Below are 12,248 nucleotides of genomic sequence, written 5' to 3'. Positions count from 1 at the left end.
AGTCACCGTGTCTTCCTCCGCTGTCCCGAACAACCTCAGAGTCGGCATCGTCGGTTGCGGTGCGATCTCCCGCAACCATCTCGAGGCTTTTGCCGCCACTCCGGGCGCCGAGGTCACCATCGTCTGCGACATTGACCCTGACCTCGCCCGCCAGACTGCGCAGCAGTACGGCATCGCGCATGCGGTCGGCACCGTCGAGGAACTCCTGTCCACCGGGGTCGACATCATCTCGGTGTGCACTCCCCACCCCACCCACGAGGACATTGTTCTCGCGGCAGCCGCCGCCGGGGTCCATGTCCTGTGCGAGAAGCCCATCGCCGTCAACCTCGCCTCGGCCCGACGCATGACCTCCGCCTGCCACGATGCCGGCGTACGCCTCGGCGTCCTGTTCCAGCGCCGCTTCTGGCCCGCCGCCCAGAAGATGAAGGCCGACCTGGTCGCAGACCGACTCGGCGAGCCGATCCTTGGCCAGTGCACCGTGGTGCTGCACCGTGACCCCGCCTACTATTCCGCCACGGCATGGCGCGGCACCTGGGATAGCGACGGTGGTGGGGTGTTGATGACCCAGGCGATCCACTACATCGACCTGCTGATCTGGATGCTGGGCGAACCGGTGGAGGTCTCCGGAAAGATCGCCACGTTCACCCACGACATTGAAGTCGAGGACACCGCCGTCGCCACCGTGACATTCGCCTCCGGAGCACTAGCGACGATCAACGCCACCACCGCGGCGGACACGGCGCTGGGGGCCCGGGTGCAGGTCACCGCGTCCTCCGGCGCTACCCGCGCCATCCTCGAATACCCCGAGGGCACCGAGGGCCGGGCCGTCCTGAGCGCCGAGAACGGCTCGGTGGGGACCACCACGGACTACCCGGAGAATCTCGAGGCCAACGCGGATCTTCGCGCCATCAACGCCGCGCTGATCCCCCACCACACCGCGCAGGTGGCTGACTTCGTTGAGGCCGTCCGGGAAGGACGCGAACCGGCGGTGACCGGCCACGACGCCACCCGCTCACTGGCCGTCCTGCTCGCCGTCTACGAATCCTCCCGTACAGGTGCCCCAGTGCGACTCACCACGGAGAAGACGGTATGAGATCTCTCGGCCTCGCCCCACTATCGGCGTTGGACGTGGCTCCCGATGAACTAGTACGACTAGCAGCAGATGCTGGCTTCGACTTCGTCGGCCTGCGCGTGCTTGCGGTCACGCCCGAGGAACCGCACTACGATCTGTCCCCCGGCTCGCCCCTGCTGGCCAGGACGTTGGAGGCGCTGGACGATACCGGCCTATCCGTCCTCGACGCCGAGTTCCTGCGCCTCGACGCCACCACCGGCCCCGACTCCTGGCTACCCACACTCGAGACCGCCCAGGCCCTCGGCGCGACCCGCTTCACCGTGGCCGCCGGGGACGAGGATCTCGCCCGGTTGACCGATACCCTGGGCCGGCTCACGCAGGACGCCGCGTCCTACGGGGTGGTTCCCGCCCTCGAGCCGATCTCCTACCGCAGCGTGCGCTCCCTCCCGGTGGCAGCGCAGATCGCCCGGGAGACCGGCGCCAGAGTCCTGCCCGACACTCTGCACCTGGCCCGCTTCGATGCCGATCCCGCAGAGCTCGCAGAGATTACTGATCAGGTGGACATGGTGCAGCTGTGTGACTGCCCGGCGACCCCACCGGCCACGGTGGAGGGGCTCATCGAGGAATCCCGCGCCCTGCGTCTGGCCCCCGGAGACGGCGAGCAGGACCTGGCGCGCTACCTGAGCGTCCTGCCGGACGACCTCCCGGTCAGCGTCGAGGTCCCCAACCTCACCGAGCTGGCGCGCCGCGGCGCGTCCGGCTGGATTCACCACCTGCACGACACGACCAGAAGGATGCTCAACACATGACAGACGTGATCATCGTCGGCTCCGGTGCCGGCGGGCTGTCCGCCGCCGTCACCGCCGCCCACCACGGACTGGACGTGACCGTGGTGGAGAAAGCCGATGTGCTCGGCGGGGCCACCACCTGGTCCGGCGGCTGGGCGTGGACACCGGGCAGTAGCTTCGCCCGGCGCGACGGGGTGAAGGAGGACGCCGAGGAGTTCCGCACCTACCTGCGCGCTGTGCTCGGCGAGCGCTACCAGGAGGGTCAGGACGGTGAGGTCGCCGAGAACATCGACGCCTTTCTGGACGCTGCCCCGCAGATGGTGGACTTCTTCCAGGACAACACCCGGCTGCAGTTCACCCCGGGGTCGGCGATCAAAGACATCTACGGCGACCTGCCGGGTGCGGGCACCGGGCACCGCTCGGTGGGTCCCTCACCATTTAACGCCCGGAAGATCCGCCCCGAGGTGCGCGCGAAACTGCGCCACCAGCTCTACGAAACCTCGTTTTTGGGCATGGGCATCATGGCCGGGCCGGACCTGAAGAAGTTCCTGTCTGCCTCACGCGGGGATGTGCGCGGCTGGTTCCACGCCGCGCGCCGCGTGCTGGTGCACGCCTGGGACATGGTGGTGCACCGGCGCAATATGCAGATGGTCAACGGTGCCGCCCTCGTCGGCCGCTTGGCCGCCTCCGCCGACGACCTGGGGGTGACGATGCTGACCGGCACGACCGTCCGTGCGCTGCTCACCGACGATGCCGGGCGCGTCACCGGCGTGCGCGTGCAGGGGCCGGACGGCACTGCCGAGCTCGGAGCGTCCTGCGGTGTGGTGTTGGCGACCGGCGGGTTCCCGGCGGACGTGGAGCTGCGCCGCGAGCTCTTCCCGCGCACGCCCACCGGGCGGGAGCACCACACGCTGGCGCCGGACGAGGCCAGCGGCGACGGGCTGCGTCTGGCGCGTTCGGTCGGCGCGGCGTCCTGCACGGATCTGGCCGCCCCGGCGGCGTGGTGCCCGGTGTCGCAGGTGCCGTACCTCAATGGGAAGGTGGGCACGTTCCCGCACATCATGGACCGGGCGAAGCCGGGCTCGATCGGTGTGGTGTCGACCGGTCGGCGCTTCGTCAACGAGGCCAATGGCTACCACGACTATGTGACGGCGATGTTGGAGGCCGCCCCGGCCGGTGAGCCGGTGTGCTCCTGGCAGGTCGCGGACTCCACATTCGTGCGTCGTTATCCACTGGGCATGGCCAAGCCGTTCCCGGTGCCGTTGTTCCCCTATGTGCGCAATGGTTACCTGGTCAAGGGCCGCACGCTGCGGGAACTGGCGGAGAAGTGCGGCATCGATCCGGATGGGTTGGAGGCCACCGTCGCCCGGTTCAACGACGACGCCCGGCGCGGCGAGGACACGGAGTTCCACCGCGGCGCCACCGAGTTCAACCGCTACGGCGGCGACCCTGTGGTGGGCCCGAACCCGACGCTGGCGCCGGTGGAGAAGGGGCCGTTCTACGCGGTGAAGGTCCTGCCGGGCAGTTTCGGCACCTTCGCCGGCATCAGCGCCGACGGCAAAGCCCGGGTTCTGGGTGAGGACGGTGCGGCGATCCCGGGGCTCTACACCGCGGGCAACGATCGGGCGTCCATCATGGGCGGCTTCTACCCGGCCGGCGGTATCAACCTGGGGCCGGCGCTGACCTTCGGCTATGTGGCCGGGCGGGAACTGGCCGGGGCGGATACGACCGTCCCCGAGGTCCGTTAGTTGTCCAGTGCCCTGCTCTCGTCTGTCCCCATCGCTCTGACGATCGTACTTCTGGTCACACGCCTCCCTGCCTGGGTTCCGCCGGCCATGGGGATCGTCGCCGCGACGGGTGTCAGCCTTTTCGTGCTCGACGGCGCCACGGGTGACTTGCTGCATTCCGCGGTCGGTTCATGGGTCACGTTGGTGAAAGTGTTGGCCATCATCGGCTCCGGCGCGCTGCTCGCCCGAGTGATGCACCACACCGGTGCCCAGACTCGACTCGCAGACTGGTTGTCCAGCGGCGGCACGTCAGTGGCTGCCGCGCTGTTGATGTCACATGGTGTCGTCCCCTTCCTGGAGTCGATCACCGGATTCGGGGTGACCATCATCATCGGCCTACCGTTGATGCTCGCCTTCGGGTTCTCTCCGATGCCCGCCGCCACGATGGTGCTATTGGGGCTAACGGTCAGCCCATGGGGCTCGATGGGGCCAGGAACGTTGCTGGCCACGGAAATCGCCGGGGCGGACCTGCGCGATATGGGGCTTGCGTCCGGGATCCTGTCGCTGCCCGCGTTCCTGGTGTCAGGTGCCGTCGTGGCAATCATCGCGGGACGTGCCACCGACAGCAGAGGGACCGCTCGGCATCGACCCGTGCTTCTCCACACCCGGTGGTTGGCGATGGGAATAGGCTCCGGATTGCTTCACGGGGGCAGCATTCTGGCTGCGAACTGGATGATCGGTACGCCTGTTGCCGGGGCACTCGGCTCCGCGTTTATGACCGTTCTCTGGCTGCTCGTCATCCGTCGTGGTCGTCTGCTGCCTGGTCCTGGATCTGCGTTGTTGCCCTACTCCGTCCTGATGGTGGGAACGATCGGTGGCCAGTTGGCGGGTACCCATATCAACGTCGTCCCGCTCGCCGAGGTCATTGAGTCTCCAGCCCTGTGGGCTCTCCTCGGTGCCGTCTCGGGCTTGTCCATGTTCGCCTTGACCACCGCCACTCGCCCCGCTTTGTTCGTCGAGGCCGGCTCCATGCTGCTGCAGGTGGGTATTCCCACGACCCTGTACATCCTGTTCGGCACGATCATGGACAGCGGCGGACTAGCGCAGACCCTCGCCTCAGGGCTCACTAGTATGGGGCTGGCGTACTTGTTCGTATCCCCGTTCCTGGCTGCGCTGTCGGGCTACATCACGGCCTCCGGGACAGGGGCCAATGCCATGCTCGGAACGACGCAGATCGCCGCGGCGAATGCACTCGATGTCTCGCCGTTCTGGATGATGGCGTCACAAAACGTCGCCTCGGGATGGGCGATCGCCGCAAGCCCGGCACGCATCGAACTCGCATACCGGATGTCCATGCTTGGACACAGTCGTGACGGTGACAATCCGGGCGATGAGGGGCCCGCACCATCCCGAGTAGGACTATTGAAGATCATGCTCCCGGTCATCCTGCTGACCACCGTCGCATGGGGTGTCCTCAACCTGCTACTTTTCGGCTAGGGTCACGCTGCTCAAGGGGAAAAAGAGTGGCGAAGTCATCCCTGCCGGCAGTGCTCTGCAGTTCAGCGCATTGCCTAAGGTTCTCATGATCCGAAGTGAGCCAAATCAGGTTGAGCCGGTCGTGACCTTTTCGCCGTGATAGGCTCGCGGCGAACCACGGGAGGTCACCTTGCTATTGGAACCCACAGAGGGGCACATCTACTTCGCCGAGTACGACGTGATGAAGTCCATCTCTGCGAGCCTGGGCGTCGCCTACTCCAATCGGAAACGCGCTGCGGACACCGAGGCTGAGCGGCAGTGGTGGGAATCCAGGCGCCAGGATCTCCTAAAGTATGTCGCGGCAGCCGTCGACACCGACCGGGAGGACCTGGTGACCCGCAGCAAGATCATGCGCGCCGAGTTCGACCGCATCGGTGGGCTCGGATCCCCGGGCATAGAGTGAGCGGCGCGCCGGCGAGGCTCTCCCAACTACACTGACCCGCGTGACCACCAGCCACCGTCTCCACCACCGCCAGGTCAGGGAGATCCTGTCGCTGCAGCAGAGTGTGCCCGCCCACGGCGGGCTCCTTGTTTGCGTGCACGACCGCTGCGGAGGGGGTGCTGAACTGCTGCGCCACCTGGTGACCGGGTCCCCCGGGTGGTTCGTCGTGCAGCGCCGCGTGGTGACCGGCGCGCAGGATGCCCCCATCCCCGTTCCCAATAGCACCGCGGATACTCTCCTGCTCGTCGAGGACCTGGACCGCGCCTCGGCGTCCACCGTGGGCCACCTCATCAACGAGACCCAGCGCCGTGACCGTCCGGCGCGACTGATGGTGGTGGGAACCACGAGTGCCACTGACATCGCCACAGACATCGCCGCAGACATCAACGTGATCCTGCCACCCCTCTCCGTCACCGAGGTCGCCACATTCTGCGAGACCACCACCGGCCGAATGCCCGCACCACACACGGTCGAGCAGATGCACGTGATGACCGGTGGACGCATCGACCTGCTCACCGAACTCCTCGGAGTGTTCCCGGCAGTCCCGGATACCTGGGGCACCGCCCTCGACCGGGCGATCGGGCCCAGCACCCCGGAACTGACTGCCCTGCTGCAGGGCGTCGCCGTCGCTGGTGGGCCGGATGGTTCCCCAGTCCCCGTCGCGATGCTCCGCACGATGGGTATCTCCCTCGACGCCGCCGGGCAGGACGTATTCCGCACCGTCCTGCGCACCGTCCAGTGCGATACCGCAGGCACGGGCGTGCAGTTCCGCGACCCTCGTCACCGCGCGGCCGTCCTCGAGCGCACGCCACCACCGTCCTTGTCGCACCTGCACCGTCTGGCAGCCGACGCCTGCACCGACACCGATCCTGACCGCGGGCTGCACCACCGATTGCACGCCGCGCTGGCCGTCGGGGACACACAGGACGCCGAGCACTCCCGTCACCTGCTACGACAGGCTGCCGAGGAGCACCACAGGAACGAGGACTCGGCCGCCGAGGCCAGCGTCCGGCGCTACACACAGTCGGATCCCGCCGCCACCGCGGTGGCGCTGACCCGCGCGGGCGACCTGAACGCGGCCCGGTTGTGGGCACGGGCCGGCGACACCGCGGCGTCCTGCCGCTCAACCTTGGCGATGCATGATGGCGACCGCCGCCGGGCACACGGAGCATTGACAGGCCCAGACGGTACCGACGACACAGGGCCAGAGCGCCAACGCGCCGTGCTCGCCTTTGCTGACTGGGATCCGCGCGCCATGTTGGAGCACGCCACCGCCGCCGGCGACGCCCTGCTTACCGGCATTGCCGCCCACATCATCGGCGATACAGGCTCCGACCACACGGACGCCGCTCCCCCGCACCCCCTCGTCGATGGATGGCTGGCCCTGGTCAACGACGACCCGCTGACCGCACGCAACCTGCTCAGCACAGACGCGACAGTCCCGACGGGTTCACTGTCGGCCCTCTGGCGCGACGCATGGCTGGCGCGCACCCACTACGTCCTCGGCGACTTCGACGCCGCCCGCCGCGTCGTCGACCGCGGCCTGGCTACTGGGGAAGCCCACGGCAGCGTCCTGCTGGAACCGGTGCTGCTGTGGACGGGCACCCAGGTCGCGGCCTTCCAGGGCGACACGCTGGCCGCAGGACGCTACAGCGCGCGCCTGCCGGACGACCCGGATTCCTTCCTCATCCAGCGCCTGCCGGCAGCGATGAGCCACATGATCACCACCGCCAACAGCAGCGACCTCGTCGCCGCGCTGCGCGTGGGCGAGTCGCTGGCGCGCATCGGCACCGAGCAGGACACACAGCAACCGGGGTTCTGGCCGTGGGAGGATGTCTACGCGCAGTGCCTCGTGCGCGCCGGGCGTATCCGCGCCGCCGACGCCGTAGTCACCGAAGCCGAACAACGGGCCGAACACCGTGCCGCGTCGCGCGGGACGACACCGCTGCCGTCACTGGCCGCGAAACTGCGCGTACCGCGCGGCAGTATTCTGCTGCGCCGCGGCGAGGTCGACGCCGGGCTACGCTGCTTCGACGAGGCCGTCGACATCATCGCCGATACTCCCATGCGCGCCTACCACTCACGCATCTTGCTGGAGTATGGCCTGGTGCTGCGCCGTCTTGGCCGGCGTCGACGTGCCGACGAGATCTTCTCCCGGGCCGAAGAGGTCTTCGCCTCGATGGGGGCCGCGGCGATGGTGGAACGCTGCCGACGCGAACGCCGCGCGGCCGGGATCAGTGGAAGCAGCACGGACGTCGTAGCGTCCGACGCCTCCGAGGAGACGGCCCCGCTGCTCTCCACCCAGGAGGAGCAGATCGCGGTGATGGCCGCCGACGGCTCCACCAACCGCGATATCGCCCAGGAACTCACCCTGTCGGCGAAGACGGTGGAACACCATCTCACCCGCGTCTACCGCAAACTCGGGGTCGCCGGGCGACGAGATCTCACCGGTGCGCTGCAGCGGCGCTAAGCGGCAGGTGCGAAATGTCCGCCGTCCTACCCCAGCGAGTGGAAGGTGGCGCGCATCCGCTCGGCGTCGGCGGGCTGCCCGGTGAAGTGCTCGAAGGCATCAACGGCCTGGTAAACGGCCATGTGCGTGCCGTCGAGGGTGCGGCAGCCCGCGGCCTCCGCCTCCTGCAGCAACTGCGTGGACACCGGCATGTACACCACGTCGCTGACCCAGTGCTGCGGGGTCAGGCAGGAGGTGTCGAAGGACGTCCCGGGGTGGCTGAGCATCCCCAGCGGCGTGGCGTTGACCACGCCGTCCGCCGCGGCGATGGCATCCTCCACGCCGTCGTGGCCACCACCGGTAGCCACGGACGTCCCGGTGGCGGCGTTGAGCTTGTCGGCGAGTTCGGCGGCACGTGCGGCATCAACGTCGCGGATCTGCAGTTCCTGCACACCGGCCTCGGCCAGGGCGAAGGCGATGGCATTGCCCACTCCCCCGGCACCGACCTGCACCACGCGGCGCTTGGCGACGTCCGGCAACTGTTCGGACAGGCCCCGGGCGTAGCCGGTGACGTCGGTGTTGTGCCCGGTGGTGTGCCCGTCGCGGATGGCGACGGTGTTCACCGAACCCAGGCGCGCGGCGACGGGGTCAACGTCGTCCAACAGGTCCAGGACCTCACGCTTGAACGGGTGGGTGATGTTCAGGCCGTCGAAGCCCATGTCGATCGCGCTGGAGAGCATCTGCTCCAGGGAGCGTCCCTCCAGGCGGTCGGTGAGAACGTCGAGGCGGCGGTACACCGTGGGGTGCCCCTGGGCCAGGCCCTCGGCCTCGTGCAGCGGCGGGGTGCGCGACAGCGACAGGTCCGAGCCGATCAGGCCGAACAGGAAACTACGGGCGGGAGTGGTGCTCATGGTGGAAACCTTCTCTCTGGTGGTGTGTTGTCGGTGGTGCGTTGTCGGTGGGTGGTGTCTTAGCTGGGGATGCCGCGGGCGGCATCACGCATCACCCGGTACTGCGCGGCCAGACGCACCGGGGTGTTGTCCACCCCGTGGCCGGCGTAATCGCCGCGGCGTTCAACGAGCTCGAAAAACATCGTGCCCAATGTGCCGGTATAGAACCGCAGGTACTCGCCGTGGTCGTCGCGGTCATAGAGCACATTGCACTCGCGCAACTCGGCCACGGTGTCCTCGTCCAGGTTGAACCGGGCGACGAGGTCGTCGTAGTAGTTATCCGGCACCGGCAGCATCTCCAGGCCGCGCCGCCGCGCCCGGCGCGCCAGCTCGACGATGCCGGTCACCTGCAGGGTGACGTGCTCCGGGTAGGACGCTGCGAGGAAGTCTCCCTGCTCGCTGCCTTCAGGCGCGACGTTGAGGGTCAGCGAGAAGTCGCCGTCGGGCGCGGACATCACCCGCGAGTGCACATAGCCCGCCGGGCTCGGCACCGCGTCCGGGGTGTGGGCGCGCAGGCCCAGCACGGAGGTGAAGTACAGGGCGGCCTCGTCGTGGCGGTGCCAGCGTTGTGCCAGGCCCACGTGGTCGACACCGGTGACCCGCGAGCGGGCGTCGGTGACCGCGGCGATGCCGGCCACGTCCTCCCCGATCAGGCCGAACTCCTCGGCCCACACCGGCACGCCGTCGGCCTGAGCGGGAGCCTCACAGAAGAAGATGCCGGTGCCGTCGGGCGTGTACACCCCGTGGATGTCGGCTTCGTCGGCACGACGCTGCCGCTCGATCGGCTGCGCGGACAGCGCCACGGCGCGCGCCGCGGAGCGTCCTGCGCCAACAACGTCCACCCCGAAGCTGTCGATTACCGTGTCGCTGCCGGTGGGCCCCAGGTCGCGCACCACGATGCGTGCCTCGCCCTGGACCCACACCTGGAACTCCTCCTTGCTGCGGTGATAGCCGCCGAGCACGAAGCCGAGCTGGTGCAGCAGTTTGGTGAGATCCCCGAGTCGCCCGGTGTGCAGCTCCACGAAGCTATAGGCGTCCGGGACCGTGGCCTCCGGCAACGGGGTCAGGCCGACCGGGTAGCTCGCGGCTTGCTCGGCGTCCTCGTCACTGGCGTCGAGTTCGCGGTACACCTGGTCCTCCAGCCAGCGCAGCGAACGCAGCCCGTCCACGGCGGTGCGTGCCACGTTGGCTTGGCGGAAGGAGTCGTTGAAGATCTCCAGCGACACCGGGCCGTCGTAGCCGGCGACGGTGAGCAGCCGCAGGAACTCCACCAGATCGAAGTCGCCCTCCCCGGGGAATACGCGGTGGTGACGCGACCAGGACAGCAGGTCCATGTCGCGGGCCGGAGCGTCCGCCAATTGCACGAAGAAGATCTTGCCGTCGGTGATGTCGGGGATGCCGGACGGGTCGTCGCCGCGCGAAAGGATGTGGAAACTGTCCAGACAGGTGCCCACGTTCGGATGATCGGCCAGATCCACGATGCGCTGGGCATGGCGGTAGGTATTGACGTACTTCCCCCAGGCCAGCGCCTCATAGGCCAGGCGGATGCCGTAGCCGGCGGCGAGTTCGCCGGCACGACGGAGCTGCTCGGCACAGACCTCGTCATCGTCAATGGTGGCCGAGCCGACGTTCGAGCAGATCAGGATCATCTCAATGCCCAGGCGCTGCATGATGGCGAACTTCGCCTCCAGGCGCCGCAGGTTATCGACGAACTGCTCCTCGCCGACGCCGTCGAGGTCACGGAAGGGCTGGTAGAGGTCGAAACTCAAACCCAGTTCCTCACCGCGGGCCCGGATCTGCTCCGGGGAGTGCGGGGAGACGACCAAATCCTGCTCGAAGATCTCCACGCCGTCGTAGCCGGCATCGGCGGCGGCGCGCAGCTTCTCGGCGAGGGTGCCGGACAGGCACACGGTGGCGATGGACGTTCTCATCGGGATGCTCCTTCGGTGAGGTCGGTGCTATTGGCGCTATCGGTGCTGTCCTTCTCCACCGCGGCGAGGGTGGACGGGCGCAGCGTACGGGAGAACGAGAAGATCGCGAAGCCGAGCAGGCCGACCAGCGCGAAGGCGAAGAAGCCCCACGGGTAGGCGATGCCGGCGGTGACCATCACGCCACCGAGCAGCGGCCCAGAGATCGCGCCGAGGCGTCCGATGCCCGCGGAGAAGCCCATGGCCGTCGCGCGCACCGAGGACGGGTGGTTCTCGCCGACGAAGGCGTAGATCAGCACCTGGGAACTGAACACGAACACACCGGTGAGGAATACGATCACGTACAGCCCCGCCAGCGGCAGGCGGATGGCCAGAAGCGCCAGGAAGACCGCCGAGAGCAGGAACCAGAACAGGGCGGTGCGCCGCGGGGACTGCACGTCCGACACGCGTCCGGCGATGAACAGGCCCACCACGGCGCCGACGTTGAGCACCATGAGGAAGGCCAGGGAGTTGCCCAGGTCGTAGTCGGCCTCGCGCATGATCTGCGGCAGCCAGGTGTTCAGCCCGTAGACCAGCAGCAGGCCCATGAACGAGGTGCCCCAGATCGCGATGGTGTTGAGCCGGAAGGTCGGCTGCAGCAGCGCGCGGATGCCGCCGGAATTCTCGCCCTCCTCCTGCGCCTGCAGGGTGTCCATCTCGGTGTCGACCTGCAGCCCGTAGGACGCTTCGATCGCCTCGGCTTCCGCCACGCGACCGGTGATGCGCAGGTACGCCGGGGATTCCGGCAGCAGCAGGAACAGCGCCGGGGCCAGGATCAGACCCGGCACGGACCCGGCGATGAACATCGCGTGCCAGCCGGCGGCGTCGATGAGGAACATGCCCAGCAGGGCGGTCAGCACCGCGCCCACGTGGTACCCGGTCATCAGCGTGGTCGACGCCGAACCAGCCTTGCGTCCGGAACGGAACTCGGTGACCAGGGAGATCGCCGTCGGCAGCGCGCCGCCGAGGCCCGCCCCGGCGAGGAAGCGCCACAGCGAGAACCAGGCGACGTTCGTGGTGAACGCCAGGAACAGGGTGAACACCGAGAACAGGAACACCGCGCTGATCAGCACGCGGCGGCGTCCGAGCTTGTCGGTGAGGAACCCGATGACCAGCGCGCCGATGGTCATGCCGACCAGGCCGATGGTGCTGATCTGGGTGGCCTGGGCACCGGTGAGGTCCCAGCCGGGGTCGTCGAGCATCGACGGCAGCGTGGTCCCCAGGACCACCAGGTCGAAACCGTCGAGCAGGACGGCAATCCAGCACAGGACGGTGACGACGGCGGTGGATCGTGTTTTTGTGTTCACGGTGTTCACG

General features: G+C 68.1%; 9 protein-coding genes. 6 read left to right on the top strand and 3 right to left on the bottom strand.

What is annotated here, in order from left to right; all coding sequences use genetic code 11:
• Positions 1-7 precede the first annotated feature (7 nt).
• The 6 genes from ACT3SZ_RS07295 (at position 8) to ACT3SZ_RS07270 (ending at position 8,035) form a co-directional block, all read left to right on the top strand.
• Positions 8-1,093: a Gfo/Idh/MocA family protein gene (locus tag ACT3SZ_RS07295; RefSeq protein WP_444617854.1), complete on the top strand. Its 1,086-nt coding sequence runs from the start codon at positions 8-10 to the stop codon at positions 1,091-1,093.
• Positions 1,090-1,881, top strand: coding sequence for a sugar phosphate isomerase/epimerase family protein (locus ACT3SZ_RS07290; protein ID WP_444617853.1), 792 nt, complete (start codon positions 1,090-1,092; stop codon positions 1,879-1,881). The genes ACT3SZ_RS07295 and ACT3SZ_RS07290 overlap by 4 nt, the downstream gene beginning before the upstream one ends.
• Positions 1,878-3,608, top strand: a complete 1,731-nt coding sequence (locus ACT3SZ_RS07285; protein WP_444617852.1) for an FAD-dependent oxidoreductase — start codon at positions 1,878-1,880, stop codon at positions 3,606-3,608. The genes ACT3SZ_RS07290 and ACT3SZ_RS07285 overlap by 4 nt, the downstream gene beginning before the upstream one ends.
• Complete coding sequence (locus ACT3SZ_RS07280; RefSeq protein WP_444617850.1) at positions 3,609-5,084, top strand: L-lactate permease; 1,476 nt, start codon at positions 3,609-3,611, stop codon at positions 5,082-5,084.
• Between the two features lie 175 nt (positions 5,085-5,259).
• Positions 5,260-5,526: a hypothetical protein gene (locus ACT3SZ_RS07275; protein ID WP_444617848.1), complete on the top strand. Its 267-nt coding sequence runs from the start codon at positions 5,260-5,262 to the stop codon at positions 5,524-5,526.
• Between the two features lie 40 nt (positions 5,527-5,566).
• Entirely contained in the window at positions 5,567-8,035 is a 2,469-nt protein-coding gene (locus ACT3SZ_RS07270; protein WP_444617846.1) for a helix-turn-helix transcriptional regulator, read from the top strand.
• A gap of 26 nt (positions 8,036-8,061) precedes the next feature.
• Here the strand turns inward: ACT3SZ_RS07270 and ACT3SZ_RS07265 are convergent, their stop codons facing one another.
• The 3 genes from ACT3SZ_RS07265 to ACT3SZ_RS07255 are packed head-to-tail and all read right to left on the bottom strand — an operon-like array spanning position 8,062 to position 12,247.
• Positions 8,062-8,925 carry a shikimate dehydrogenase gene (locus ACT3SZ_RS07265; protein ID WP_444617844.1) on the bottom strand — a complete coding sequence of 288 codons (864 nt, stop codon included), beginning with the start codon at positions 8,923-8,925 and terminating at the stop codon, positions 8,062-8,064.
• A gap of 59 nt (positions 8,926-8,984) precedes the next feature.
• Positions 8,985-10,895 carry a TIM barrel protein gene (locus ACT3SZ_RS07260; protein ID WP_444617842.1) on the bottom strand — a complete coding sequence of 637 codons (1,911 nt, stop codon included), beginning with the start codon at positions 10,893-10,895 and terminating at the stop codon, positions 8,985-8,987.
• On the bottom strand, positions 10,892-12,247 hold the full coding sequence (locus ACT3SZ_RS07255) for an MFS transporter (protein ID WP_444617840.1): 1,356 nt from the start codon (positions 12,245-12,247) through the stop codon (positions 10,892-10,894). Before ACT3SZ_RS07255 ends, ACT3SZ_RS07260 begins: the two co-directional genes overlap by 4 nt.
• Position 12,248: the final 1 nt, after the last annotated feature.

Source organism: Corynebacterium sp. AOP40-9SA-29 (assembly GCF_052377405.1).
GTDB lineage: Bacteria > Actinomycetota > Actinomycetes > Mycobacteriales > Mycobacteriaceae > Corynebacterium.
The sequence above is the reverse complement of the archived record's forward strand: the minus strand, read 5'-3'. Positions and strand labels throughout refer to the sequence as shown.